General features: G+C 60.4%; 24 protein-coding genes and 3 pseudogenes. 18 read left to right on the top strand and 9 right to left on the bottom strand.

Going from position 1 to position 26,413, the window contains the following annotated elements:
• Nucleotides 1–30 precede the first annotated feature (30 nt).
• Nucleotides 31–423, bottom strand: a complete 393-nt coding sequence (locus tag ACIQJ2_RS23180; protein WP_246761725.1) for a hypothetical protein — start codon at nucleotides 421–423, stop codon at nucleotides 31–33.
• Between ACIQJ2_RS23180 and lptC the strand changes: the two genes are divergently transcribed.
• Entirely contained in the window at nucleotides 314–967 is a 654-nt protein-coding gene (lptC, locus tag ACIQJ2_RS23175) for an LPS export ABC transporter periplasmic protein LptC (protein ID WP_400673432.1), read from the top strand. The genes ACIQJ2_RS23180 and lptC overlap by 110 nt on opposite strands.
• Nucleotides 964–1,515: pseudogene (locus ACIQJ2_RS23170) on the top strand (LptA/OstA family protein); the annotation flags it as partial. The gene lptC and the pseudogene ACIQJ2_RS23170, both read left to right, overlap by 4 nt.
• On the opposite strand, the pseudogene ACIQJ2_RS23165 reads toward ACIQJ2_RS23170, so the two are convergent.
• Nucleotides 1,505–1,621 (bottom strand): annotated as a pseudogene (locus ACIQJ2_RS23165) (hypothetical protein); the annotation flags it as partial. The pseudogenes ACIQJ2_RS23170 and ACIQJ2_RS23165 overlap by 11 nt on opposite strands.
• A gap of 78 nt (nucleotides 1,622–1,699) precedes the next feature.
• Between ACIQJ2_RS23165 and lptB the strand changes: the two are divergent.
• The 4 genes and pseudogenes from lptB to ptsN form a co-directional block, all read left to right on the top strand.
• A pseudogene (gene lptB / locus ACIQJ2_RS23160) lies at nucleotides 1,700–2,443 on the top strand (LPS export ABC transporter ATP-binding protein); the annotation flags it as partial.
• A gap of 297 nt (nucleotides 2,444–2,740) precedes the next feature.
• Nucleotides 2,741–4,297, top strand: coding sequence for an RNA polymerase factor sigma-54 (gene rpoN, locus ACIQJ2_RS23155; protein ID WP_199144588.1), 1,557 nt, complete (start codon nucleotides 2,741–2,743; stop codon nucleotides 4,295–4,297).
• A gap of 250 nt (nucleotides 4,298–4,547) precedes the next feature.
• Nucleotides 4,548–5,123, top strand: a complete 576-nt coding sequence (gene hpf, locus ACIQJ2_RS23150) for a ribosome hibernation-promoting factor, HPF/YfiA family (protein ID WP_199144586.1) — start codon at nucleotides 4,548–4,550, stop codon at nucleotides 5,121–5,123.
• Between the two features lie 89 nt (nucleotides 5,124–5,212).
• Nucleotides 5,213–5,677, top strand: coding sequence for a PTS IIA-like nitrogen regulatory protein PtsN (ptsN, locus tag ACIQJ2_RS23145; RefSeq protein WP_184706447.1), 465 nt, complete (start codon nucleotides 5,213–5,215; stop codon nucleotides 5,675–5,677).
• 182 nt (nucleotides 5,678–5,859) lie between these two features.
• Here ptsN and grpE read toward each other — a convergent pair whose 3' ends face one another.
• Nucleotides 5,860–6,501 (bottom strand): nucleotide exchange factor GrpE, encoded by a 642-nt coding sequence (gene grpE / locus ACIQJ2_RS23140; protein WP_400673290.1) that lies wholly within the window; start codon nucleotides 6,499–6,501, stop codon nucleotides 5,860–5,862.
• A gap of 141 nt (nucleotides 6,502–6,642) precedes the next feature.
• Nucleotides 6,643–7,731 carry a heat-inducible transcriptional repressor HrcA gene (gene hrcA / locus ACIQJ2_RS23135; protein ID WP_199144582.1) on the bottom strand — a complete coding sequence of 363 codons (1,089 nt, stop codon included), beginning with the start codon at nucleotides 7,729–7,731 and terminating at the stop codon, nucleotides 6,643–6,645.
• A 172-nt stretch (nucleotides 7,732–7,903) separates the two neighbouring features.
• Here hrcA and rph point away from each other — a divergent pair, with 172 nt between their 5' ends.
• From rph to hemW, 4 genes are read left to right on the top strand one after another with little or no spacing between them, the layout of a single operon-like run.
• Nucleotides 7,904–8,620, top strand: a complete 717-nt coding sequence (gene rph / locus ACIQJ2_RS23130) for a ribonuclease PH (RefSeq protein ID WP_199144581.1) — start codon at nucleotides 7,904–7,906, stop codon at nucleotides 8,618–8,620.
• Between the two features lie 12 nt (nucleotides 8,621–8,632).
• A complete protein-coding gene (locus tag ACIQJ2_RS23125) occupies nucleotides 8,633–9,049 on the top strand; it encodes a VOC family protein (RefSeq protein WP_400673294.1) in 417 nt (138 codons plus the stop codon).
• Nucleotides 9,050–9,060: 11 nt separating this feature from the next.
• Nucleotides 9,061–9,705 carry an RdgB/HAM1 family non-canonical purine NTP pyrophosphatase gene (rdgB, locus tag ACIQJ2_RS23120; protein WP_400673297.1) on the top strand — a complete coding sequence of 215 codons (645 nt, stop codon included), beginning with the start codon at nucleotides 9,061–9,063 and terminating at the stop codon, nucleotides 9,703–9,705.
• A 36-nt stretch (nucleotides 9,706–9,741) separates the two neighbouring features.
• Nucleotides 9,742–10,917: a radical SAM family heme chaperone HemW gene (gene hemW, locus ACIQJ2_RS23115; protein WP_400673437.1), complete on the top strand. Its 1,176-nt coding sequence runs from the start codon at nucleotides 9,742–9,744 to the stop codon at nucleotides 10,915–10,917.
• Between the two features lie 101 nt (nucleotides 10,918–11,018).
• Here hemW and ACIQJ2_RS23110 read toward each other — a convergent pair whose 3' ends face one another.
• On the bottom strand, nucleotides 11,019–11,942 hold the full coding sequence (locus ACIQJ2_RS23110; protein ID WP_400673300.1) for a DMT family transporter: 924 nt from the start codon (nucleotides 11,940–11,942) through the stop codon (nucleotides 11,019–11,021).
• A gap of 154 nt (nucleotides 11,943–12,096) precedes the next feature.
• Between ACIQJ2_RS23110 and gcvA the strand changes: the two genes are divergently transcribed.
• Entirely contained in the window at nucleotides 12,097–12,993 is an 897-nt protein-coding gene (gcvA, locus tag ACIQJ2_RS23105) for a transcriptional regulator GcvA (RefSeq protein ID WP_400673302.1), read from the top strand.
• 131 nt (nucleotides 12,994–13,124) lie between these two features.
• Here gcvA and dnaA read toward each other — a convergent pair whose 3' ends face one another.
• From dnaA to mutM, 4 genes are all read right to left on the bottom strand, one after another.
• On the bottom strand, nucleotides 13,125–14,675 hold the full coding sequence (gene dnaA / locus ACIQJ2_RS23100) for a chromosomal replication initiator protein DnaA (RefSeq protein WP_199144571.1): 1,551 nt from the start codon (nucleotides 14,673–14,675) through the stop codon (nucleotides 13,125–13,127).
• Nucleotides 14,676–15,547: 872 nt separating this feature from the next.
• Nucleotides 15,548–15,823 carry a 30S ribosomal protein S20 gene (gene rpsT / locus ACIQJ2_RS23095; RefSeq protein WP_199144569.1) on the bottom strand — a complete coding sequence of 92 codons (276 nt, stop codon included), beginning with the start codon at nucleotides 15,821–15,823 and terminating at the stop codon, nucleotides 15,548–15,550.
• A gap of 191 nt (nucleotides 15,824–16,014) precedes the next feature.
• On the bottom strand, nucleotides 16,015–16,788 hold the full coding sequence (locus ACIQJ2_RS23090) for an enoyl-CoA hydratase (protein WP_199144567.1): 774 nt from the start codon (nucleotides 16,786–16,788) through the stop codon (nucleotides 16,015–16,017).
• Between the two features lie 25 nt (nucleotides 16,789–16,813).
• Nucleotides 16,814–17,704: a bifunctional DNA-formamidopyrimidine glycosylase/DNA-(apurinic or apyrimidinic site) lyase gene (mutM, locus tag ACIQJ2_RS23085; RefSeq protein ID WP_400673307.1), complete on the bottom strand. Its 891-nt coding sequence runs from the start codon at nucleotides 17,702–17,704 to the stop codon at nucleotides 16,814–16,816.
• 245 nt (nucleotides 17,705–17,949) lie between these two features.
• On the opposite strand from mutM, the gene ubiE reads away from it, so the two are divergent.
• The 7 genes from ubiE to ACIQJ2_RS23050 all read left to right on the top strand — a co-directional run bounded on the left by ubiE (nucleotide 17,950) and on the right by ACIQJ2_RS23050 (nucleotide 26,401).
• Nucleotides 17,950–18,726, top strand: a complete 777-nt coding sequence (gene ubiE / locus ACIQJ2_RS23080; RefSeq protein ID WP_199144563.1) for a bifunctional demethylmenaquinone methyltransferase/2-methoxy-6-polyprenyl-1,4-benzoquinol methylase UbiE — start codon at nucleotides 17,950–17,952, stop codon at nucleotides 18,724–18,726.
• Between the two features lie 62 nt (nucleotides 18,727–18,788).
• Entirely contained in the window at nucleotides 18,789–20,363 is a 1,575-nt protein-coding gene (gene ubiB, locus ACIQJ2_RS23075) for a 2-polyprenylphenol 6-hydroxylase (RefSeq protein ID WP_199144561.1), read from the top strand.
• A 304-nt stretch (nucleotides 20,364–20,667) separates the two neighbouring features.
• Nucleotides 20,668–22,251 (top strand): aromatic amino acid lyase, encoded by a 1,584-nt coding sequence (locus ACIQJ2_RS23070; protein ID WP_400673312.1) that lies wholly within the window; start codon nucleotides 20,668–20,670, stop codon nucleotides 22,249–22,251.
• A gap of 41 nt (nucleotides 22,252–22,292) precedes the next feature.
• Entirely contained in the window at nucleotides 22,293–23,675 is a 1,383-nt protein-coding gene (locus ACIQJ2_RS23065; RefSeq protein ID WP_400673314.1) for a dihydroorotase family protein, read from the top strand.
• On the top strand, nucleotides 23,675–24,949 hold the full coding sequence (locus tag ACIQJ2_RS23060) for a Zn-dependent hydrolase (protein ID WP_400673316.1): 1,275 nt from the start codon (nucleotides 23,675–23,677) through the stop codon (nucleotides 24,947–24,949). The genes ACIQJ2_RS23065 and ACIQJ2_RS23060 overlap by 1 nt, the downstream gene beginning before the upstream one ends.
• A 3-nt stretch (nucleotides 24,950–24,952) precedes the next feature.
• Entirely contained in the window at nucleotides 24,953–26,053 is a 1,101-nt protein-coding gene (locus tag ACIQJ2_RS23055) for a DUF917 domain-containing protein (protein ID WP_199144547.1), read from the top strand.
• 18 nt (nucleotides 26,054–26,071) lie between these two features.
• Nucleotides 26,072–26,401: a TfoX/Sxy family protein gene (locus ACIQJ2_RS23050; RefSeq protein WP_047628390.1), complete on the top strand. Its 330-nt coding sequence runs from the start codon at nucleotides 26,072–26,074 to the stop codon at nucleotides 26,399–26,401.
• Nucleotides 26,402–26,413 lie beyond the last annotated feature (12 nt).

Genomic DNA, 26,413 nt, shown 5'->3' with positions numbered 1-26,413 from the left:
GACCATAACACCTTGAAACCGGCACAATCCTTAGACAAAAGCTGTCCCCGTCTTCGATGTCGCCGAAGGGACGTCGCTCTGTTGGTTCATCAGATAGGGTATCGCCCCGTCGGATGAAACCGATTTATGGCATATTTTCCTGCCAAATTTCCCGGGTTGCTGAAAAAAATCCATATTGGCAAGCCAGCGCAATAATGCGAAACGATCCGATGGGCTTTTGACACAGCCTCGAATGGCGTGAATGCGGTTCTCCGGATCAGATAAAGACGGACCTTGTTGCATGCTCAATACGATCGAGACCCCCGGCGAGGCCATTCGCTCATTGCCGGAGCGCAACGCATATAGAGACGCGACCTTCCACTCCTCGCGCGTGAGAAGGCTCAGGGTATTATTGCCGTTGGCCGCCGTGATCGTCACGCTCATCTTCGTTGCCGTATCCGTCATCCGCGCCTATCTGCCCGCAGAGATCCAGATCGAGGGCGCCAAGATCGAGGATGGCAAGGTGGTCATGGAACGTCCCGCCATCGCCGGCCGCAACAAGGATGGCATCAATTATTCCATGCTGGCGGAAAAGGCGCTGCAGGATATCAAGAACCCGAATATGATCACGCTGAAGACCATCAAGGCTTCGATGCCTGTCAATACCGATGTGATCGCCCATGTGACCGCTCAAAGTGCGGACTTCGACCGCCAGGCCGACACGCTGAAACTGACCGAACCTTTCACCATCGTGATGGACAACGGCTTGCGCGCCGAGTTCAAGACCGCGTTCCTGGATGTCAAGAAAGGCGACCTGTCCAGCCAGGATCAAGTTGCTATCTCCAGAGACGGCATGTCGGTTGTTGCGCGTTCGCTCAAGATGACGGATAAGGGAAGCGTAATCCTATTCGACGGACAGGTTCAAATGCATATCGAACCGTCCGCTCTCCACAATTCATCTAGCGAACAGAAGCCGGGCGGTTCATGATAAATCATTGGCAAAATTCAATTTTCCATTCCAGCTTTCGCAAGGCCAGCCTTCTCTGTGCCTTCGGCGCGCTTACGTTCTTCGCCGCAGCCGAAGCAGGAGCACAGACAACGACAAGCACGATGCCGGGCCTTGCCCTTTCCAAGGACCAGCCGATCCAGATCGAAAGCGACAAGCTGGAGATCCACGATCAGGAAAGCCAGGCCGTCTTCACCGGCAACGTCAAGGTCGTTCAGGGCACCACGACGATGCAGTCCGGCAAGATGACTGTCTTCTACAAGAAGAAGCAGCCTACCGACGCCAACAAGCAGCCTGACAATCCGGTCGCCAAGGCCGCCAAGGAGCAGAATGAATCCCTGGTGTCGGGCAATGCGAACATCGACCACATTCTGGTCACCGATAAAGTCTACCTCGTTTCCGGAACGCAGACGGCAACCGCCGAAGACGGCTCCTTCGACATGACCAACCAGCTTGCCATTCTCAAAGGCAAGAAGGTTGTGCTGACGGACGGACCGAACGTCTTCACCGGTTGCCAGCTCACCGTGCACATGGCGACAGGCGAAGCTCAGCTGGATTCCTGTGGGGGCCGTGTCCAGATCCAGCTCGATCCGAAGTCGCAGCAAGTGCAGCAGCAACAAAAGAAAAACTGATACTGGCGCCCTCGTGACCACATCCACAACCTCCACCCTACCCGGCATGCCCGGACCGTCTTCTGCGACATCCGGCACGCCGGCCGCGGATAAAGCACGCTATCAGGGCACCCTGATCGCGCGCGGCCTCACCAAGACCTACCGCACACGGCGCGTCGTCAACGGCGTTTCGCTGGTGGTGCGGCGCGGCGAGGCGGTTGGCCTACTCGGACCGAACGGTGCGGGCAAGACCACCTGCTTCTATATGATAACCGGGCTGGTGCCGGTGGATGAAGGTACGATCGAGATCGACGGCAACAACGTCACCTCGATGCCGATGTATCGGCGCGCGCGTCTCGGCGTCGGCTATCTGCCGCAGGAAGCGTCGATCTTTCGCGGACTGACGGTGGAGGAGAACATCCGCGCCGTGCTTGAAGTTCACGAGAAGGACAAGACGAAGCGCGAGCGCAAGATCGACGAGCTGCTGGAAGAATTCCATATTCGCAATCTGCGCACGGTGCCGGCAATCGCCCTCTCGGGCGGCGAACGGCGACGTCTTGAAATCGCCCGTGCGCTCGCGACCGATCCGACCTTCATGCTGCTCGACGAACCATTCGCCGGCGTCGATCCGATTTCGGTCGCCGACATCCAGAACCTTGTTCATCATCTGACGGCACGCGGCATCGGGGTGCTGATCACCGACCACAACGTTCGCGAAACGCTTGGCCTGATCGACCGCGCCTACATCATCCATGCGGGCGAAGTGCTGACCCATGGCAGGGCCAACGATATCGTCAGCAACCCTGAAGTTCGCAAACTCTATCTCGGCGACAATTTCAGCCTTTGATTGGCCGATATTAGACCGGTTCGCCCGCTAATATTACCGAGATCCGCCATGGTGCCGAAATCTATTTTCGGCTGCATAGTTCCGCTTGACCAAAACTTATAAAAAAGCAATTTTTGGGCCAGTTGGAATTTCGCAAAGATCTTGGAGACGAAGACCGCGAATTCCCTACAGCATCGGCCCGAAAATCTGACACGATTTTCGGAAAGCCTGATGTGCAGAGTAAAGAGATAGAGCGGCCTTTGTGCTTCCATAAGGAAGCACGGCGCCCTAGGAATTCAAGGGAGTCCTGCGTCCGCCATGGCATTATCGGCCAATCTTTTCCTGCGCCAAAGCCAAAGCCTGGTGATGACACCGCAACTGATGCAATCCATCCAGTTGCTGCAGATGACTCACGTTGAGCTGACCCAATTCATCGCACAGGAAGTCGAAAAAAATCCGCTGCTGGAATTTGCGTCAAATGACGAGGATTTGGGCGGCCATGGCGAGCGCGAGGCAAAGGACGACCACTTCGAGACGGCGGGCGAAACGGGCAATGACGACTTCGGCGCCAGCACGGACAACCTCGCCAGCGACTGGTACGAGAGCGACAATACCGGCCATGCCGACAGGCTGAGCAACGAGCTCGACAGCAATTTCGGCAACGTCTTTTCCGACGATGCAAGTCCGCAGCGCGCGGATGCGCCTGAGCTTTTGAGCCAATGGAAATCCATGCCCGGCGGCGAGGCAGGCGAAAGCTACGATCTGGACGACTTCGTTGCCGGTCAGATATCGCTGCGCGATCATCTAAACCAACAGATCCCTTTCACGCTTCCCGCCATCGGCGACCGGTTGATCGCCCAGCATCTCGTCGACCAACTGGACGAGAGCGGCTATCTCCGCGCCGATCTCGACGAAACTGCCGAGCGCCTCGGCTCGACCGTCGGAGAGGTGGAGCGTGTGCTGAGCGTCTTGCAGCTGCTGGATCCTCCGGGCGTTTTTGCCCGTTCCCTCAGCGAGTGTCTGGCAATCCAGCTTCGGCAGAAGGATCGCTTCGATCCCGCCATGGAGCGGCTGATCGAGAATCTGGAGCTGCTTGCCCGGCGCGATTTCGCGACGCTGAAGCGGCTCTGCGGCGTCGACGAGGAAGATCTTCTCGACATGATGGCCGAAATCCGCCAGCTCAATCCGAAGCCCGGCAGCGGCTTCGAAACCGGCATATCCGAGTCCATTATGCCCGATATCGTGGTGCGCCCGTCTGCGGACGGCAGCTGGCTGGTGGAGCTCAATCCCGATGCCCTGCCGCGCGTATTGGTCAGCCAGTCCTATTTCGCCTCGGTATCGAAGACCAGTCAAGATCACGCCTTCCTCTCGGAATGCCTGCAGAACGCCAACTGGCTGACCCGCAGCCTCGACCAGCGCGCTAAAACGATCATGAAGGTCGCCAGCGAGATCGTTCGGCAACAGGACGCCTTTCTGATCCACGGCGTCGATCATCTGCGCCCGCTCAATCTGAAGACCGTGGCGGATGCCATCAAGATGCATGAGTCGACCGTCAGCCGCGTAACCTCGAACAAATACATGTTGACGCCGCGCGGGCTGTTTGAGCTCAAATATTTCTTCACGGTTTCGATCAACGCCGTCGAGGGCGGCGATGGCCATTCCGCCGAAGCCGTGCGCCACAAGATCCGCCTGCTAATATCGAATGAGAGCCCCGATGCGGTGCTTTCCGACGACGATATCGTCGATACGCTGAAAAAGGGCGGCATCGAGCTTGCTCGCCGCACGGTTGCAAAATACCGCGAAGCCATGAACATCCCCTCGTCCGTGCAGCGACGTCGAGAGAAGCGAGCGCTGGCAAAAGTCGGCAGTTTCTGACGATTGACGATGTTCAATCGTAGATTGTCCATCTCCTAACAGTCCGTTAAGATGCAGTTGACTTTCCAATGCGGCAGGGCTAGAAGCCCGCCGCAATCGCTGCAAGACAGCATGACCATGAAACTTATCCCCATCATCCCGAAGGCGGCCGATATACGCAATTTGTCTTTGACCGCGTGAAGTGCTTGGATGAGCTTGAGGCTTGGCGTAAACTGGTACGCGCAATAACCACTACAAGAAGGGAAACTCCATGAGTGTGCGTGTCTCCGGTAAACATATGGAAATTGGTGACTCCTTCCGTCAGCGGATCGAGGACCAGATCGGTATGGCCGTGACGAAATACTTCGACGGGGGGTATTCGGGTCAGGTAACTGTGCACAAGTCCAGCTCGCGCTTTGCGGCCGATTGCAAGCTTCACCTCGACAGCGGTGTCGTATTGCATGCAGCCGGCGAAGCCATGGACCCGCAGCTTGCCTTTGACGCAGCGTCCGAGCGTATCGAAAAGCGTCTGCGACGCTACAAGCGCAAACTCAAGGACCACCAGGCCGGCAATCATTCGAACGGTCAGGCAGAAGTTGCCTACACCGTCATGGACGGCGTCCCGGATGACGACGATGAGGTTCCCGCCGATTTCGCTCCGGCGATCGTCGCCGAAAGCACGAAGAAATTGATGACAATGTCGGTCGCGACCGCCGTGATGGCGCTCGACATGACCGACGAACCGTTGCTGCTCTTCCGCAGCCCCGGCAAGGAACACCTCAACATCGTCTACCGTCGACAGGACGGTAACATTGGCTGGATAGACGCGGCCAATATCAAAGGCTGAGAATAGAAGATGAGCGGCGACTGAGCGTAAAGTCAGCCGGCCGCCGCTCCCCCGTTTACCGGTTCTCGGCGACACGAAGGATAAAGAGAATGGCATTGGCAGATTTGCTACACCAAGATGCGATCATCCCCGCCTTGAAGGCAAATTCCAAAAAACAACTGCTTCAGGAGCTGGCAGCCAAGGCCTCCAAACTGACCGGACTGCCCGAGCGCGAGATATTCGACGTCGTGCTGCAGCGCGAGCGCCTCGGATCTACCGGTGTCGGCAACGGCATCGCCATTCCGCACGGCAAGCTTGCCAGCATCAAGTCCATCGCAGGGATCTTCGCGCGCCTGGAAGCACCGGTCGATTTCGAAGCGCTGGACGACCAGCCCGTCGATCTCGTCTTCCTGCTGCTCGCGCCTGAAGGCGCAGGTGCAGACCACCTCAAGGCACTCTCCCGCATTGCCCGCGTTTTGCGAGACCAGGATCTGGTCGCAAAGCTGCGCGCCACCGATTCCGCTTCGGCGATCTATGCTTTCCTCAACGAGGAACAGGCCTCCAACGCTGCTTAACGGCTGGATCGCATCGGACCAAGGCAAAAATAAGAGCCGGGTGATCTGAAATCATCCGGCTCTTATTTTTTGATGCCCATGGCGGCACTGCGCTTCCTGGAAGCTGCGAGCCGCACTTGTGCTTTTAGGCGGCGGTGCAAGGCAGGCGTCTTGCGCCCTCCGTGATTGCTTCGCCCAAAGGATCAGGCGTCTTTTTCATCGAGCGGGCTATTGCCGCCCTGCTCGGCATTCTCGACGATCTTCGGACCACCCTTGGCGACACCGACCATGGCCGGGCGCAGGACGCGGTCGCCGATGACGAAGCCGGCCTGCACGACCTGTACGACCGTGTTGTTCGGCACTTCCGGATTCGGTACTTCGAACATCGCCTGATGGAAATTAGGATCGAACTTCTGGCCGATCGGCTCAAGCTGGCGCACGCCATGGCGCTCCAGGGCCGAGAGCATCGAACGCTCGGTCATCTCGACGCCTTCGATCAAGGTCGTCAAGCCGGCATCGCCGCCAGCGCGCGCTTCAGCCGGAATGGCGTCCAGCGTGCGGCGCAGGTTATCCGCCACCGCCAGCATGTCGCGGGCGAAGCTTGCCACGGAGTAGGACTTTGCGTCCTTCACCTCGCGCTCGGTGCGCCGGCGTAGATTGTCCATCTCGGCGGCGAGGCGAAGGTAGCGATCACGCAGTTCGCCGTTCTCGGCCTTCAGCAGCTCAACCGGATCAGGCTGAGACGGTTCCACCGCATCAACGGTTTCCACAGTGTCCTGCGCGAAATCCGCTGAAGTATCGGCCACCGTGGCGTCAGGTCCGGTTTTCGTTGTTTCGTCGGTCATGACGGTCTCCGAATTGCTTTGTCTTTTAGATGTGCCCGATATCGAGGTTTAGCCGGAAAAAATCAAGGCTTTGTCGAGAAGATCGGGCAAATCTCGGCTTTGCGCGGACCGCGGACGGTTGCGAGCGACAATGTCCTGACTTTACATGCCCGGCCGTGACAGCCTCGAAATCAGCTGTGCGGTATAATCGACCATGGGCACGATCCGGGCATAGTTGAGCCGTGTCGGGCCAATGACGCCGACCGCACCGACGATCCGGTCATCATCGTCGCGATATGGCGCGACGATGAGCGAGGAGCCGGACAACGAGAAAAGCTTGTTTTCCGAGCCGATAAAGATGCGCACGCCCGGTCCGCTTTCGGCAAGGTTGAGGATCTCGATGAGACTGTCCTTCTTTTCGAGGTCGTCGAAGAGCAGACGCAGGCGATCCAGATCCTCGGCGCCGCCGACTTCTGCCAGCAAATTGGCGTGGCCTCGCACGATGAGCTGCGTCGGCTTGCTTTCGTCATCATCGCCCGACAGCACGGCGATGCCGCGCTCGACCAGCTCATGCGAGAGACTGTCCAGCTCGCGTCGGACGCTGTCTTTCAGATTTTGCAGCTGGCGGCGCAACTCCGGGAGGGTCTGGCCCGTCATATGGGCATTGAGGAAATTGGCGGCTTCCGTAAGCTGCGACGAGGTGACGCCAGCCGGCAGTTCGATAATGCGGTTTTCGACCTGATCGTGATCGCCGACGAGTACGGCGAGCGCCTTGGTCGCCTCCAGGCGAATGAACTCGACATGCTTCAACACGGGATCGTTCTTGGAGGTGATCACAAGGCCGGCGCCGCGCGAGATGCCCGAGAGCATGCGGCTGGCTTCCGTCATGACCGATTCCATCGGTTGATCGCGATTGCCGCCGCGCACCTGGCGATCGATGCTGGCGCGGTCCTCGGCGGAGAGATCGCCGACCTGCATGAAGGCGTCGACGAAGAAGCGCAAGCCGATCTGGGTGGGGAGGCGACCGGCGCTGATATGGGGCGAATAGATCAGGCCCAGCTCTTCCAGGTCGCTCATGACATTGCGCACGGATGCCGGCGAAAGCGACATCGGCAGCAGCCTCGAGAGATTGCGCGAACCGAGCGGCTCGCCATTCTCCAGGTAGCCTTCGACGATACGGCGGAATATTTCCTTGGAGCGTTCGTCAAGCGCAGCAATGACATCCGAAACCGACGATGTCGTGAATACCATTTCGCTGCCAAATCCGTTCCGTTGAGCCTTAGCGAAAATATAATCATTCGGTTAGCAATCGCAAAAGGGAAAAATGCGGCGCCTGCCGAACCAAGGCTTTTCCACCTGCTTTTCCTTTGCAAAACCCGCCTGTGGGTCGTAGAAGCGGTCAACGAACTTTCAGGAGAGTGGAATGAGACCTTCAGGCAGAAAAACCGACCAGATGCGCAAGGTGTCGTTCGAGCGTAATTTTTCCAAGCATGCGGAAGGCTCCTGCCTGGTGAAATTCGGCGACACGCATGTGCTCTGCACGGCCAGCCTGGAAGACAAGACGCCGCCATGGCTGCGCAACAGCGGCAAGGGTTGGGTCACCGCCGAATACGGCATGCTGCCGCGCGCCACCGGCGAGCGCATGAAGCGTGAAGCTGCAACCGGCAAGCAGGGCGGCCGCACGCAGGAAATCCAGCGCCTTATCGGCCGGTCGCTCCGCGCGGTCGTCGACCTGAAGGAATTGGGCGAACGGCAGATCACCGTCGACTGCGACGTCATCCAGGCGGACGGCGGTACGCGCACGGCTTCCATCACCGGTGGCTGGATCGCGCTTTACGACTGCCTGAAGTGGATGGAGAGCCGCAACATGATCAAGGTCGATCGCGTGTTGAAGGATCACATCGCCGCCATATCCTGCGGCATCTTCGCGAACCAGCCGGTGATCGATCTCGATTATCTCGAGGATTCCTCGGCTGAAACCGACGCCAACTTCGTCATGACGGGCAAGGGCGGCATCGTGGAGATCCAGGGAACGGCCGAAGGCGCACCCTTCAGCGAAGAGGAATTCGCCACGCTCATGGGTCTTGCCAAGAACGGCATTGCCGAACTGGTGGAACTGCAGAAGCAGGCAATCGCCTAAGGACCTCTCGCCATGACGGACGCGGCTATCGGAAGCATCCTGGAAACAGCCCTGTATGCCGACGATCTCGATGCCGCCGAAGCCTTCTATGGCGGCATTCTGGGGCTGGAGAAAATCTCGCGCGGCGGCGACCGTCACGTCTTCTATCGTTGCGGACCGGGCGTGCTTTTGATCTTCAATGGCGAGGAAACCGTAAAGCCGCACGAACCGGGTGCCCTGCCCGTACCCCCGCATGGCACGAAGGGACCAGGCCATGTCTGTTTCCGTGTCGGCGGCGACGAAATCGAGGCCATGGCGCAGAGACTGAAAACTGCCGGCATTGCCATCGAAGCCGATTTTCACTGGCCGAATGGCGGCCGTTCGATTTATTTCCGCGATCCGGCCGGCAACAGCCTGGAATGCGCCGAACCCCGCATCTGGGGCCTATGACGGGACAAGACATGCGCAAGCTCGATACCAAAACCATCGTTGTCGCCAGCCACAACGCCGGCAAGATCCGCGAGATACAGGATCTGATCGGCCCCTTCGGCTTTACCGCCAAATCGGCTGCCGAGCTCAACTTCATCGAGCCGGACGAAACCGGCACGACATTCGAGGAAAACGCCACCATCAAGGCGCTTGCCTCGGCCCAGTCCTCCGGCCTGCCGGCCCTGTCGGACGATTCTGGGCTGGTGATTGACGCACTGGGCGGCGACCCCGGCGTCTACACCGCCAATTGGGCTGAAACGGCCGACGGAACCCGCGATTTCGCGATGGCGATGCAGAAGGTCGAAACCGCACTTGAGAAGGCTGGAGCAACCTCGGCGGAAAGTCGGACTGCCCGCTTCGTCAGCGTGCTTTGCCTTGCATGGCCTGATGGCCATACCGAGCTTTTCCGGGGCGAAGTCGAAGGCACTGTCGTGTGGCCGCCGCGCGGCTCGCAGGGCTTCGGCTACGATCCGGTTTTCCAGCCGGAGGGCTATCAGACCACTTTCGGCGAAATGAGCGCCGAACAGAAGCATGGCTGGAAGCCGGGCGATCCGCAGGCGCTGTCGCATCGTGCCCGCGCTTTCAAACTTTTTGTCGAAACATGCCTGGAGGCATAAGCTTACTTCGTGGAAATCGTAGATACGCAGGACTTGATGCGCGGGGCGCAATTGCTACCTGATACCGGTGAACCCGGTTTCGGCGTCTATGTGCATTGGCCATTTTGCGCGGCCAAGTGTCCCTATTGCGATTTCAATAGCCATGTCCGCCACCAGCCGGTCGATCAAGAGCGCTTCGCTGCCGCCTTTCTGAAGGAGATGGCGACGATGCGGATGCTTAGCGGCGCGAAGACTGTGACCAGCGTCTTCCTCGGCGGCGGCACACCCTCCCTGATGAAACCGGAAACCGTCGGCGCGATCCTCGATGGCATTGCCAAGACCTGGCATATGCCTGATGGCATCGAAATCACCATGGAAGCCAATCCCTCGAGCGTCGAGGCAGAGCGCTTCCGCGGCTATCGTGCGGCTGGCGTCAACCGCGTGTCGATGGGCGTGCAGGCGCTGAACGACCGCGACCTGAAATTCCTCGGGCGTCTGCACAATGTCGAGGATGCGCTGAAGGCGATCAAGCTGGCGCGCGAGATCTTCCCGCGCATGTCCTTCGACCTCATCTATGCCCGCCCCAACCAGACCGTCGAGGAATGGGAGCGCGAGCTCAGGCAAGCAATCTCCTATGCGGTCGATCACCTCTCGCTCTATCAGCTGACGATCGAGGAGGGTACGCCCTTCTACGGCCTCCACAAGGCGGGTAAATTGATCGTGCCCGACGGCGATCAATCGGCACTGCTCTATGAGGCAACGCAGGAGATCACCGAGCGCGAGGGTATGCCGGCCTACGAGGTTTCCAACCATGCGCGTCCTGGCGCCGAGAGCCGGCACAATCTCACCTATTGGCGCTACGGCGATTATGCCGGTATTGGCCCAGGCGCCCACGGTCGCTTGACCCACGGCCCGCAGAAGCTGGCAACCGCAACAGAGCGCAAGCCGGAAAGCTGGCTCGAGATGGTCGAGCGCGACGGCCATGGCATGCTCGACCAGGAAATGCTTGGCTTCGACGAACAGGCTGACGAATTGCTGCTGATGGGGCTGCGGCTCCGCGAGGGGGTCGATCTCGCCCGCTGGCAGCAACTTTCGGGCCGCGACCCCGATCCGCAGCGCGAGGCGTTTTTACTGGAACACGGTTTCATAGAGCGCATCGGCAATTCCCGCCTGCGCTGCACGCCAGCGGGAATGCTGGTTCTCGACTCCGTCGTCGCCGATCTCGCCTGTTAAGCACCCCTCTTACGGGGATAGTCGCCGCACGGCGGTGGGGGTGTGATCTCCGAAAGCACAATCGAGACTTCGGTTCCAGACAACATCGCGCCGCCCCGGCACTATGTGCCGACCCTTCCCCTTGAGTGAAGGGTGAGCAATCTTCCGTCGATGGCCGCAAGGCCGAGTGCGATCATCGCCATGCCAATGAAATGTTTTGGCTGCAGGCTCTCGCCAAGGACAAGCGCACCTAGAAGAATGGCGCTGACGGGAATGAGGAAGGTTACCAGCATCAGGTTCGTGGCGCCCGCCGTCGCCAGGATGCGGAAGAACAGCACGTAGGCGACGGCTGTCGAAAGGATCGCCAGGCCGGCAAGCGCAAGCCATGTCTCCGCCGACGGCGTTGTGAGCGTCCAAGGGTGATCGACAAGGAGCGCGATCGGCAGAAGCAATAAGGCCGAACCCGTGACCTGACCGGCGGCCGGAATGATGGGGGCGAGCCCCATGCGGCTGAAGCGACGGCCGAATATGCCGGCCAGCGAGTAGCTGAAGGCCGCACCCAGAACCGCCACTTGCGCAAGCAGATTAGAGCCGAGGCTGGCGAGTACCGACGGTCCGATCATCAACGCTACGCCAGCGAAACCGACAATAACGCCGATCAGGCGATTTCCGGTCATCTTTTCGTCCGTCGTCAGGAAATGAGCAACGACCACCGCAAAGAGCGGCGTGGTGGCGTTAAGGATAGAAGCAAGACCGCTGGCGATGTGGGTCTGCCCCCAAACGATGAGCAGAAAGGGAATGACGTTGTTGAGGAAGCCCATCCCGAAAAAGGCAAGCCAGGCCTGACGATCCCTTGGCATGGAATGGCCGGTCAGCCGCACGATGATGTGCAAGGCGACTGCCGCCAGCCCCACGCGGGCAGTGACGATGGTGAAGGGTGGAAGTTCACGCACAAGAATGCCGTTGAAGAGGAAGGAGCCACCCCAAAGAATGGACAGGCCCACCAACATGCTCCACTCGACTGCACCCATTGATTTTTGCGGCATGACGAAACTCCGATATCATTCGATTGAGTTCAACTTATCGACGGACTGGCTGCGTTCACTTGTCATCGAGAGAAATCATGCTGATAATCATGCGATATCTACCGACTGACAAACGAGTCTTTCTCTGTTTTCGATTTAGGAAAACTCAATCGTAATGGATCAATTGCCCTCTCTTTCGGCGCTGCGCGCCTTTGAGGCTTCCGCCCGGCACCTCAGCATGACGCTGGCGGCGAGCGAGTTGCATGTGACGCCTGGCGCCATCAGCCTGCAGATCCGCGATCTCGAAAGCTCGCTTGGCGTGCGGCTCTTCGAGCGGAGGCCACGCAGCCTGGCCTTGACGGTGGATGGCGCCGAATATTTCGCGACGATGCGGACAGCCTTCCGCCTCATTCGCGAGGCGACCGCAGCGCTTGCGATGCGGGCGAAGGACACGGTCGTGACCATCACCTGCACCGCTGGCTTTGCCACGCATTGGCTGGTGCCGCGACTGAGGCGCTTCGAGGAGGCCCATCCCGACATCGATCTTCGCATCAGCGCTTCGCATCGGATGATGGACTTCCAGCGGGACGGAATAGACATCGCCATTCGCCATGGCCTTGGCGGCTATGAGGGGTTGGCGAGCGAAAGGCTGCTCGATGACGAATATGTGCCGATGTGCACGCCTGAGATGGCTGCGACGCTCGGCACCTCGCCTGCCGTTGACGCTCTCGCAAATCTCACGCTGATCCATGACGTCTATCGGCGAGATTGGGAGCTTTGGCTACAGGCGGCCGGCGCGACCCGCGTGGATGCCACACATGGACCGGTCTTCACAGACGGTATGGGCGCCTATCACGCGATGAAGGCGGGGCTCGGGGTTGCACTGATGCGCCGCTCCTTCGTGGAGCAGGATTTGGCTGAAGGAGCACTCGTCGCCCCCTTCCCGATCGGGCTTGCAAGCGCCTTCGCTTATCATCTCGTCTATCCCCCCGGCGCATTGGAGAGACCAGCAATTGCGACCCTGCGTGCCTGGCTGCTTTCCGAGGTTTCGCGCGCGGCACCGCCAGCTTGAGCGCCAAGCGCTCCAAGTGCGACAACGCATCGGGCGAGCGGCCGCGCCCAATAGCCGGCTAACGGCACTCAAAAAGAAACGGCCGGCTTTTGGGCCGACCGTCGAGCATCATAGAATATCGATCGCGAGCCTTATTCGTTGATGAGGCGCTTCAGCAGCTCGATCTCATGCGAAAGCTTGCTATCGCCGGAGATCAGTTCCTCGATCTTGCGCACGGCATGCAAAACCGTGGTGTGATCACGACCGCCGAAACGACGGCCGATTTCCGGGAAAGAACGCGGCGTCAGGGTCTTCGACAGATACATGGCGATCTGGCGCGGCTTGACGATGACGCGCGTGCGGCGGTTCGAGACCAGTTCCTGACGCGAGACGTTGTAGTGACGTGCGACGATACGCTGGATGTCTTCGATGCGCACGCGGCGCGGCTCACCGGAGCCAACCAGATGAGCGAGAAGCTCGTCGACACGCTCGACCGTCAGGTTCGGCTCGAAAGAGCGACGGAAGATGAGCTGGTTGAAGGCGCCTTCTAGTTCGCGGCCGCTTGCCGTGACATTGCGGGCAACGTGCGACAGAAGCTCGGCCGGGATTTCCAGCGACGGATCGTCCTGACGGGCAGCATCGAGGCGGCGCTTGAGGATTTCAAGGCGCATTTCATAGTCAGGCGCCTCGACCTCGATCGCCACACCGCCTTGAAGGCGCGAACGAACGCGCGGATCGAGCGATTCCAGCTCCCAAGGGGCGCGGTCGGCGGCAACGACAACCTGCTTGGCGCTGTCGAGCAGCATGTTGAGCAGATGGCAGAACTCGTGCTGGATCATCTTGCCCTGCAGGAACTGCATGTCGTCGATGATGAGCAGATCGATGTTGCGCAGCGAATCCTTCAGCGTCAGCGCGTCATTGTCGCGGATCGCGGTTGCAAAGCGCCACATGAAGTATTCAGCTGTCAGATAGACCACGCGCAGGCCGCGCGGGTTCTGGACGGCCGCATTGGCGATCGCCTGCAGCAGGTGCGTCTTGCCGAGGCCGACCGTCGCGTGGACGAAGAGCGGATTGAAGCGCACGGCGCCGGAACCTGCCTCTGCGATGGTCTTTGCGGCGGCAAGGCTCACGCGGTTCGAGCCGCCCTCGACGAAGGTGTCGAAGGTAAAGCGAGAATCGAGCGGCGAGCCGAACAGCGGCGAACCCGATGTCGACGGCCGGGCAGCAGCGGCCGCACTGACGGCTTGAGCGGCTGCATGACCGGCCGGCTGGGCGACGGCGCGACGGATCGGCGCAACGGCAGCCTGATCCGGCACGACGGCCTGCTCTTCAGCAGATGGCTTTGTGCTCTGCCGCGCTGCGGTGCGCACCAGAATTTCGACTTTCAGGACCTCTGCATCTTCAGCCTGGAAAAGGCTGGTGATCAGGTCGAGATAACGATTGTTGATCCACGACTTCAAAAAGGTCGTCGGAACGGTGAGACGAACGACGCTCTTGGATACCGAGTGGAGCTTGAGCCGCGCAAACCAGCTGGCATAAACATCGGGACCAACCTGAGCCTTCAAGCGCGCGCTGACGCGCTCGAACAAAACATTCTGCGCCACGTCGCCCTTATCCCCCGCCGCTTCTAAGCAAACCGCGCCGAACGCCTGTGCATTGTCCCCTTTTTCCAACGCACCCGCCGTCCTCGTATGTATCTGCATGTAGTGCCGCCTTCCACAGTCTCTTGCAGGGCGAGGCAGCATAGCGCCGTCGCCCCTGGATCTTCGCCAAGGCATGGTGGTCGCGCTCGTTGTCCAAGCAGCGCCGCATACCGGTTCATCAGCCGAGCCCAGCCAATGGGCTTTACAGACGCACTGTGGCGAAAACCGTTCTTCAAAACGGCCGCCGTCCTGGCGTCTGTAGTTGGAACATCAGTCGGCCCTCGTATTCCGACCGGCTGCCCCAACGGCTGTCAACTTTTCTCCCCTCCCCGCAGCCGTGTCATCGACCAGGGCCACAAAGGACAGACAAGCTACCTCGTTCCGCAAGCGTTGCCGCTTCCGGCTTTAACTCGTCAACTGTTTGAAAAAACGGAACTGAACCGCTCCGTCACAAGAGACAAAATCACCCACGCCGCCGTTAGTGACGGTGTTCGCAAAAGCCGTTTAAGGTGAGATCCGCGCCCCTTGTTGAAAAGCATTTAGGCAGGATCGTGGGCAGATATCAACGATGAATTTTACACAAAATTAAGAGGCAGCCATTGACTCCGGAGGTCAATTTTGACTGTCACAAGCCCTTCAAAAAAGAATCGCTGTTGAATCAAAGAGATTCCCGTTCGGCGCGATTCTCATGGCTTTCAAAACAAAAAAAATAAAAAATCCCTTGACTCACTTGTGAGCCGGCAACGCGTCACGCAGATCACGCAGCGCTGAGATATCCTGCCACAACCCTTTGTTTTCAAAGGTATATTTCTGTCACGCCATTGACATGATCAGCCAGTCGATTTTGGTATTGCGGCAATTTTTTGGCCGAATCCAAAAAGCCCGGCGCAAAGGCCGGGCTTAAGTGTAACGACGAAATCGTTAATAGAATGTTAGGCGGTCGGAGCCGAAAGGGCCTTAACACGCTTGGCAAGACGCGAAACCTTGCGGGAAGCGGTGTTGGCGTGAAGCACGCCCTTCGTCGCTGCACGGGCCAGTTCCGGCTGAGCAGCGATGAAAGCTGCCTTGGCGAGAGCCGCGTCACCCGATGCGATGGCTTCTTCGACCTGGCGGACGAAAGTGCGAACGCGCGAGCGACGAGCCTTGTTGACTTCGGTGCGGCGGGCGATCTTGCGGGTCGCTTTTTTCGCCGAGGTAGTATTGGCCATGTATGCCTCTCTTAGAATTCGAACATAACTCCATCGTTGCAGCGCGGGCCCTGCGGCCACTTCATCCAGCAATGCGGGAGCAATTGCGGAAAACCAGAGCGGCTTTCCAAACTGTGGCGGGCATATAACCGGAATGAGCCCCGGCGTCAACGCGGATTCTTGCCGAAGGCTCGTAATTCCGGATTCTCGCCCTACCGGTTCTTGAAGGCTGGCTTGCGCTTTTCGACGAAGGCAGCCATCCCTTCCTTCTGATCTTCGGTCGAGAACAGGCTATGGAACAGACGGCGCTCGAAACGCAACCCTTCCTCGAGCGTGGTCTCCTGGGCGCGATTGACCGCTTCCTTGGCCATGAGCACGGAAGGACGGGAATAGGATGCAATCTTGGCGGCCGCCGCCAGAGCTTCGTCCAGCAGCTTGTCCGCGGGCACGACGCGCGCCACCAGGCCCGCACGCTCGGCCTCCGCCGCATCCATCATCCGCCCCGTCAATATCAGATCCATCGCCTTCGCACCGCCGACGGCGCGCGTCAGGCGCTGCGAGCCACCCATGCCGGGAATGACGCCAAGCGTGATTTCCGGCTGGCCGAACTTCGCCGTCTCCGAGGCAATGATGAAATCGCACATCATGGCAAGCTCGCAGCCGCCGCCAAGCGCAAAACCGCTGACCGCAGCGATGACAGGCTTGCGCGCCTTGGCGATGTCGTCCCAGCCGCTGAAGAAATCGTTCTTGTACGCGTCGACGAAATCGAGCGTCTGCATTTCCTTGATATCGGCGCCGGCGGCAAAGGCTCTTTCCGAGCCCGTGAGAACAATCGCGCCGATTGCATCGTCGGCGTGAAAGGCCGCATAGGCCTGCTTCAGCTCGGTGAGCACGGTAGAATTCAGCGCATTCAACGCCTGCGGCCGGTTGAGCCGGATGAGGCCAACCGCGCCGTGCGTCTCGACGATGAGGGTTTCGTAAGCCATTTCTCTCTCCCTTCAATCAGCTCAATCAATTTTGGCAGGCGGCACAATAGAAAGAAGAGCGCCCTGCCTGGACGATGCGACCGACCGTACCGCCGCAACCCGGCGTACTGCAAGGCTGCGCCTCGCGATCGTAGACCGAAAACGAATGCTGGAAGTAGCCGAGCGAGCCATCCGTCTGGATGTGATCGCGCAGGGACGAGCCGCCCGCGGCGATTGCATCGGCAATGACTTCGCGGATGGCAACGACCAGGCTCCGCAGCGCCTCGGTGGGTTTGCCGCTATCGGCGACCAGCGTGCCGGCGGCGCGCAGCGGCGACAGGTGCGAGCGCCACAATGCCTCGCAAACATATATATTGCCGAGACCGGCGATGTTCTTCTGATCCAGCAGCGCGCTCTTCAACGGCTGCGCCTTACCGGCGAAACGCTCGGCGAGGTAATCGGCGCCCAGCTCGTTTCCCGTAGGCTCCGGACCGAGATCCCGAAAGAAGGGGTGGTTCGCGATCTCGGATCGCCTGACGATATCCATGAAACCGAAGCGACGCGGATCGTTGTAAATGACACGCGCGCTGCCATTCCCGCCCGCCAGATGGAAGACAACGTGGTCGTGCTTCTCGTCCTTGGAGCGCGGATGGTGAAAGTCTCCCGGCATCTCTGCCGATGCACCCGCTTCGACCCGGAACGAGCCGGACATTCCAAGATGCGAGACGATCGTCATGCCGTCATCGAGGTCGATCAGCAGATATTTGGCGCGGCGGGACAGCGACGTGATGCCGCGCCCTGAAACGATCCCAGCGAAATCTGCAGGGAACGGAAAGCGCAAATCCTTGCGGCGCAGCTCCAGCTCCTTCAGAACGGCGCCCTCCATGGAGGGAGCGAGGCCCCGTCTGACGGTTTCGACCTCTGGTAATTCCGGCATGGCTATCCATCTTTGTGTTTCAACCGCTTATGATCTGGGCTATAGCCCACAGGCATTGCGGCTGGTGATCTGGCTGATGAGATAGCGTGGCAAACGCGATTTCGCTATGGTCCGCCGCTGAATACTGCGTAATTCCTGAGATCGGAATCGATTTAGGGATAAATTATGCAGCAAATTTAAAGTGCTACAGCGACCTTGCGTATCACATAAGACGCTGGCCGCTGTTGTGTAACGGAGTTGAGCCGATGGCAGACAGCCGCACCTCCGCCGATGGCGGCATGGAAACATCCTATGGCTTCCGCGAAGTGGCCAATGGCGAAAAGCAGGGCCTCGTCAACGAGGTGTTCCACAAGGTCGCCAAGCGCTACGACGTCATGAACGACGTCATGTCCATGGGCATGCACCGCGCCTGGAAAGACGCGATGATATCCGCGCTCAACCCGCGCAAGGAAGCAGGTTACAAAGTTCTGGACGTTGCCGGCGGGACCGGCGATATCGCCTTCCGCATCGTCGAATCCTCAAACCGGCTGGCACATGCAACCGTGCTCGACATCAATGGCTCGATGCTTGCCGTCGGTGCCGAGCGTGCAGAGAAAAAGAAGCTCTCGGATAACCTCACCTTCGTCGAGGCGAATGCCGAGGAGCTGCCCTTCGAGCCGAACTCCTTCGACGCCTACACGATCGCCTTCGGCATCCGTAACGTGCCGCGTATCGATGTCGCTTTGAAGGAAGCCTATCGCGTGCTGAAGCGCGGTGGTCGCCTGCTGGTGCTGGAATTCTCCGAAGTCGATCTGCCGCTGCTCGATCGTGTCTACGACGCATGGTCCTTCAATGCCATTCCGAAGTTCGGCAAGGCGATCACAGGCGATGCGGAGCCCTATCAGTATCTGGTGGAATCGATCCGCAAGTTCCCGAACCAGCAGGACTTCGCGACGATGATCCGCGAGGCCGGCTTCTCGCGCGTGAGCTTCACCAATTACACCGGCGGCATCGCCGCGCTGCACTCCGGCTGGAAGCTCTGAAGCATGATGTCCAGTCACCCGATGCGGCTTTTGGCCTCCACTTTCCGAGACCTTGAGACGCTATGAGTGCTTTCAGCGCATATTTCGGCCTCATCCGGGTCGGCTGGGTACTCGTGCGCGAAGGCGTGGTGATTGCCCTCCCCTCCGAGGGCTTGCCGCCTTCCGTCAGCTTCGCGAAATCCTTCGTCAGCATCTTCGCCCGCAGAAAGGCGAAGAGCCAGGCGCGTAGCGACCGGCTTGCCAAGGCGGTCGAAAGGCTCGGGCCTTCCTATGTGAAGATCGGCCAGTTTCTGGCAACGCGGCCCGACGTCGTCGGCGTAGACATGGCCAACGACCTGTCGCAGCTGCAGGACCGGATGGCCTTCTTTCCGCATGCGACCGCAACCGCGGCGATCGAGGCTTCGCTGGGGCGGCGGATCGACGATCTCTATGTAAGTTTCGGCGAACCCATCGCGGCGGCGTCGATCGCTCAGGTCCATCCTGCAGAAATCGAAACGCCCGAGGGACGCAAGCGCGTTGCCGTCAAGGTGGTTCGCCCGGGTGTACGGCAGCGCTTCGTCAACGACATCAAGGCGATGTATCTCGTTGCCGGCCTGCAGGAGCGCTTCATGCCCTCCAGCCGGCGCCTTCGCCCGGTGGAAGTGACCAAGACGCTCGAGCAGACGACCAAGGTCGAGATGGACCTGCGGCTGGAAGCAGCCGCTCTTTCGGAAATCGCCGAGAACACCGAAAAGGATCCGGGTTTCCGCGTTCCGAAGGTCGATTGGGAACGCACCGGCCGCGACGTCATCACCATGGAGTGGATCGACGGCGTGAAGATGTCCGACGTTGAGGGACTGAAGGCTGCCGGTCACGATCTCAATGCGCTCGCCGATACGCTGATCCAGTCCTTCCTTCGCCATACGCTGCGCGACGGCTTCTTTCATGCCGACATGCACCCCGGCAACCTCTTCGTCGACGCAGCCGGCATGGTCGTCGCCGTCGACATGGGCATTGTCGGGCGGCTCGGCCGGAAGGAGCGCCGTTTCCTTGCCGAAATCCTCTATGGCTTCATCACGCGCGATTATCTTCGCGTCGCGGAAGTGCATTTCGAAGCCGGCTACGTACCGTCTCACCACAACATGGAAAGTTTCGCCCAGGCGATCCGCGCCATCGGCGAGCCGATCCATGGCCAACCGGCCGAGACCATCTCGATGGGCAAGCTGCTGACGCTGCTCTTCGAAGTGACCGAGCTCTTCGACATGGAGACGCGTCCAGAACTGGTCATGCTGCAGAAGACCATGGTCGTGGTCGAGGGCGTGTCGCGCATGCTCAATCCACGCTTCAACATGTGGAAGGCTTCGGAACCGGTTGTCGGCGACTGGATTCGCACCAATCTCGGTCCGAAGCGTATCATGACCGATCTGAAGGATGGTCTGAAAGCGGCCGTGAAGCTCGCCGAAGCGGCCCCCGAAATCGCTGCCAAGACCGAGAAATTCCATCACGAACTGCTCCATATGAGCGAGAACGGCCTGCGCTTCGACCCGCAGACCGCCGAGGCGATCGGCAAGGCCGAAGCCAAGCACAGCCGTTCCGGCCGTTTCGCATTGTGGGTGATCGCGCTGACGCTTCTCTACATCGCCTGGCATCTCAGCTGATCGATACCGCTCTTCCCATTATCAGCCGAGGTGATACCGGCTGATAATGGGGCAACGTCGACATTGCCGGATTTTAGTCTCTCCGAAGCTGTATACCCGAGCAAACACAGAGTTGCGCGGCAACTCGACTGGTCTCAAACTTCGAAATCAAGCCAGCTGGAGCATGATGCCGAAAGGCGTGAGCGATTTTCGAACGACATCACACTCTACTGTTTGAATCCAGGTCTACCGAGGTGTTCGCCATTTGGGATATCCCATTGGCGATAAGGCTCGCATAGCCTTGCAAAAAAGGAGAACAAAAGACATGGAGCGTCAGAGAGCCGGCATCGAACTCACCGGGCAACCCTTGGGGTTCAGCGACCTGGTTCGGATCGGCGCAGGCGTCGCCCTGCCTTCGGCATCCGAAAGCGGCATGGCACGCGTTCGGCTGGCGCGCAACGTTCTCGAAAATGCCATTCACTCCGGCATGCCGGTCTACGGCTCGACAACCGGCGTCGGCGCCATGAAGGACGTCGAATGGTCGTCCGACGATCTCGATGCCTTCAATCTCGGCCTCGTGCGCGCCCATCATTTCGGCACCGGCTCGCCCTTCTCCATGTCGGTCGTGCGCAACGCCATGGCGATCCGCGTCAATACCGCCCTGACGGGGCAAGTCGGCTGCTCTCAGGAGCTGATCGACGCCTATCTGCAACTGCTCAGCGCCGATGTCATCCCTGTGGTGCGCCGAACCGGCTCCATCGGCTGCGCCGATATCGGCCTGATGGGCCAGATCGGCGCGGTTCTGACCGGCGTCGGTGAGGCCGTCTATCGTGGCCGCCGCATGCAGGCGGCCGATGCCTTCAGCGCTGCCGGCATCGACGCCGTGAAGATGCTGCCGCGCGACAGCTTGGCTTCGCTCAGCGTCAATGCCGTGAGCTTCGCAGCCGCCGCCGAAACCACTCGCAATGCCGCCGCCTCGATCCGCGTCCTGCTTGCAACCGGCATGATGGCGGCCGGCGCGCTCGGCACCTCGCGCGATCCATGGATTTCGGTGCGCCATGTCGGCACGCCGCGCGAAGCGTTGATCGGCGCCTGGCTCTGCAACGCCTCGGACGAATGGCCCTGGCCGGTGGCGACCCATGTGCAGGACCCGCTGAGCCTGCGCATGATCGCCCAGGTCTTCGGCGCCGTCATCGAAAACCTGCTGACGGCCGGTCACAAGATCCTTGCCGCGACCGGTCGCTCCGATGACAACCCGGTCATAGTTGACGGACGTGTCATGACATCGGGCGGTTCTCTTCCACTCGATGTCACCATTCTGCTTGAGGGCGCGCTCATCTGCATGGCGCATGCCGCCCGCAACTCCTTCAACCGTTGCGTCCTGCTCGGCAACGGCCAACGGCGCGGCCTGCCGGTCAATCTCGTGCCGGAGGGCAAGATTGCCACGGGTTTCGGCCCGATCATCAAGCTCGCTGGCGAAATCTTCTCGCGCGTTCTCTCCATGTCCAACCCGGTTTCGGCGCAGTCGCTGGTGGTTGCGGCCGGCATGGAAGACGAAGCCGCCTTCCTGCCGCTGGTCATTGAGCGTTTCGAACGACAGATGCGGGCGCTCAAGCGTCTGGCCGCACTGGAAGCGCTGTTGTCGGCGCAGGCGATGGACATTCTCGGCGACAAGCCGGAGGGCGTGGCGCGCATGCTCTATGAAGTCGTGCGCAAGCATGCGGATTTCTATGTCGTCGACCGCCCTCTTTCGGCCGAGGTCGAGGCGATTGAAGAGGAACTCGCTTCCGAGGCCTTCATTTCGGAAATGATCGCGCACAAGCCGATCCTTGCCTATGATGACTTCTTCGCGCTCGGCTCGCTGGAGCGGGTCGAAGAGCGTCTTTATCGCGACACAGTCGCCATTTGAACCAACCGACTTGAACCAACCGACCGGCGGAGAGAATGCACATGGCCGATTTCGATCTTGTCCTGCAAGGCACCGTGGTTTTGCCCGAGCGCATCGTGGAAGCCGGCTATGTCGCCGTGCGCGACGGCAAGATCGCCGAAATCGGCATCGGTGTACCCCCAGCGGCCCGCGAGCGGCATCTGCTCGGCAAGGCGCTGATCCTGCCCGGCGCGGTCGACGCGCAGGTGCATTCGCTGTCGCAGAAGGATCAGGAAGACTTCATCTGGTCGACGCGCTCGGCGGCGGCCGGTGGCGTCACCACCATCGTCGATATGCCCTATGACGAAGGCAATCTCGTCTGCTCGGCTGAATCGCTCAAGAAGAAGATCGACCATGCCTCTCCACAGGCGCGCGTCGATTTCGCCCTCTACGGCACTATCGACCCGGAAGAAGGTCCGGCGCGCATCGCCGAGATGGTCGAGGCCGGCGTTGCCGCCTTCAAATTCTCGACCTTCGGCACCGACCCGAAGCGTTTCCCGCGCATCCCGCCTGCCCTGCTCGATGCCTGCTTTGCCGCCATCGCGCCGACCGGCCTCACCGCCGGCGTCCATAACGAGGACGACGAAGCGGTGCGCACCTATATGGAGCAGGTGAAGGCAAGCGGCGTGACCGACTATCGCGCCCATGGCCTTTCCCGTCCGCCAATCACCGAGCTGCTTGCCATGCACACGATCTTCGAGACGGGTGCGGATACCGGTTGCCCGGCCCATGTCGTGCATTGCTCGCTCGGCCGAGGCTACGACATTGCCCGCGCCTATCGCCGCGACGGCTTCGAGGCGACCGTGGAATGCTGCATCCACTACCTGACGCTCGACGAGGAAAACGATGTGCGGCGTCTTGGCGGCAAGGCGAAAATTAATCCGCCGATCCGCCCGCGCGCCGAAGTGGAAACCTTGTGGCGCAAAGTGGCGGAAGGCAATGTCTGGCTGGTCTCGACCGACCACGTCAGCTGGTCGGAAAATCGCAAAACCAATCCGGACATGCTGGCGAATGCTTCCGGCGTGCCGGGACTGGAGGTCATGGTGCCGCTCTTCGTCAAGGGTGCTCTGGAACGCGGCGTGCCGCTCACCTGGGCCGCGAAGCTGATGGCGGAAAACCCGGCCAAGCATTTCCGCCTCGATCACATCAAGGGCGCGCTGACGCCCGGCAAGGATGCGGATATCGTCGTGCTGGAGCCGCGCGAAATGGTCTACGACGCAGCCGCGAGCGGCAACAATGTCGTCGGCTGGAGCCCCTACAATGGCATTCGCCTGCCCTGGACTGTGTCGGCCGCCTATCTTAGAGGCAAGCAGATCACCGAGGGACAGAAGGTGCTGGCCGAGCCCGGCTCAGGCAATTTCGTGCGCCCCTTGCCTTGCCAAATCATTGCCGGAGATGCTGCCTGATGACCGCCCCCAAGCGCCACAACCTGCCCGTCAACGCCGACCGTATCGCCGAAGACATCGATGCGCTGGCCGGCATTACCGAACCCGGCCATCCCTGGACACGCCGCGCCTTTTCACCGCTCTTTCTTGAGGGCCGTGCCTACATCGAAGCCCGCATGAAGGCCGCTGGTCTCACGACGCGCATGGATGCCGCCGGCAATCTGATCGGCCGCCGTGAAGGTGCCAAGCCGGGCCTCGGCACCATCCTTGTCGGATCGCATTCCGATACGGTTCCCGATGGCGGCCGCTTCGACGGCATTGCCGGCACGATTGCGGCACTTGAAGTTGCGCGCTCCTTGAAGGATCGCGGCATCGAACTCGACCATGATCTCGAGATTGTCGATTTCCTCGCCGAGGAAGTCAGCATCTTCGGCGTCTCCTGCATCGGCAGCCGCGGCATGACCGGGCAGATCCCCGAGGCGTGGCTCTCCCGCATGAGCGGCGACCGCACCCTTTCGCAGGGCATTGCCGAGGTAGGCGGCGATCCCTCCGTGCTGCTTGCCCAGAAACGCCCGGATCTTGCCGGCTTCCTTGAGCTGCATATCGAGCAGGGTCCGGTGCTGGAAGCGGAGAACAAGGATATCGGCATCGTCACCGCGATTGCCGGCATCACCCGCATTGAAATCACCGTGGAAGGCCGCGCCGACCATGCCGGCACGACGCCGATGGATCGCCGCGCCGACGCGCTGGTAGCCGCTTCGCAGCTCGTGCTGGATATTCGTCAACGCGCCGCCGAGCAGGCAAAGACGCCGGGCCATTTCGCCGCAACCGTCGGCGAATTCCGCATCGAGCCGAATGCCGCCAACGTCGTGCCGTCCAAAGTGGTGCTACTCATCGACGGCCGCGCGGAAATCCGTAGCGACATGGAAGATTTCCTCGCCTGGATCGACGGTGAGGTGAAGACCATCGCCGCCGATTATGGCGTGACGATCAACACGCCGGTGCGCGTCTCCGACAATATGCCGACGCCGGGCGCTCCCGTGCTGCTCGAAACGCTCGAGCGCGCCTGCGAGAGCGTCGGTGCCAAGCATCGCCGCATGGCCTCCGGCGCCGGTCACGACACGGCCTGGATCGCCAAGGTCGCGCCGGCTGCCATGATCTTCGTGCCCTGCAAGGAAGGCCGCAGCCATTGCGCCGAGGAATGGGCCGAGAATGACGATATCGCCATGGGTGCCGCCGTGCTTTTCGAAGCGGTGCGCGACATGGACAAGAACCTCAAACAGAACCGGGAGTAGTCAATGGGACGCGTACTCGTTGCCAAGGATGTGGAAGCGGCCGTCAAGGGCGGCTCGGTTTACGCCGCAGGTGGCGGCGGTTGGGCCGATCACGGCCGCATGCTGGGCTATGCGGCTGTCAATGTCGGCAAGCCGGAGCTGGTGTCGATCGACGAACTCAACGACAACGACTGGATCGCGACGGCAGCCGCTATCGGCGCTCCGGCCTCCACGACTCCCTGGGAAATGCAGGGCATCGATTACGTCAAAGCCGCGCAGCTGCTGCAGGATGAGCTTGGCGAGAAGCTTTCCGGCCTGATCATCGGCCAGAACGGCAAGTCCTCGACACTGAACGGCTGGCTGCCATCCGCCATCCTCGGAACGAAGGTCGTGGACGCCGTTGGCGACATCCGCGCCCATCCGACGGGTGACATGGGTTCGATCGGCATGGCCGGTTCGCCTGAACAGATGATCCAGACCGCCGTCGGCGGCAACCGCGCCGAGAACCGCTATATCGAGCTGGTCGTGAAAGGTGCGACGGCGAAGATTTCGCCGATCCTGCGCGCGGCATCGGACCAGTCCGGCGGCTTCATCGCCTCCTGCCGCAACCCTTTGCGCGCTTCCTACGTCCGCACCCACGCAGCGCTCGGCGGCATCTCCATGGCGCTTTCGCTCGGCGAAGCGATCATCGAGGCGGAAAAGAAGGGCGGCAGCGCCGTCATCGACGCCATCTGCAAGACCACCGGCGGCCATATCCTGGCTGAAGGCACGATCACCAAGAAGGATGTCGTCTACACGAAGGAAGCCTTCGACATCGGCACCGTCACGGTCGGCAGCGGCGACAAGGCCGTGGTCATGCATGTGATGAACGAGTACATGGCGGTCGAAGACACCGGTGGCAAGCGTCTCGCGACCTTCCCTTCCGTCATATCAACGCTGTCGCCGGAAGGCGAGCCCTTGAGCGTCGGCCAGCTACATGAGGGCATGACGGTTTTCATCCTGCATGTGCCGATGGACATTATCCCGCTGTCCGCCAGCGTGCTCGACCCCACAGTCTATCCCTCGGTCGAGAAGGCCATGGGTATCGAGATCGCCAAATACGCACTGGCTGGCAAAAAGGGCTGAAAAGTACGGGAGGCTTGAATGGCCCGCGACGCCGGTCTCGAAGAATTGCTGAGAGAAGAGCTCGGGGAACGCCCCGGGCTCAGCGAGAAGGCAATGTTCGGCGGCTGGGCCTTTCTGCTCAATGGACATCTGCTTTGCGGCGCCCGTGACGACGGGATGCTGATCCGCCTTGGCAAAGGCAACGATGCCTGGGCGCTGGAACAGCATGACGTCAAACCCATGCTGTCTCGCGGCCGGGAAATGCAAGGATGGGTGCGCGCCGGGCCGGAAGCCTATGGCAACGACATGCTGCGCAAGCGGCTGCTTCTGGCCGCGCTGGACTTCGTCGAAGGCCTGCCGCCGAAGTAGCTGGCAGCCGAC

The sequence above is a fragment of the Rhizobium sp. NPDC092011 genome, assembly GCF_044756305.1.
In the GTDB taxonomy this organism is placed as follows: Bacteria; Pseudomonadota; Alphaproteobacteria; order Rhizobiales; family Rhizobiaceae; genus Rhizobium.
The sequence above is the reverse complement of the archived record's forward strand: the minus strand, read 5'-3'. Positions and strand labels throughout refer to the sequence as shown.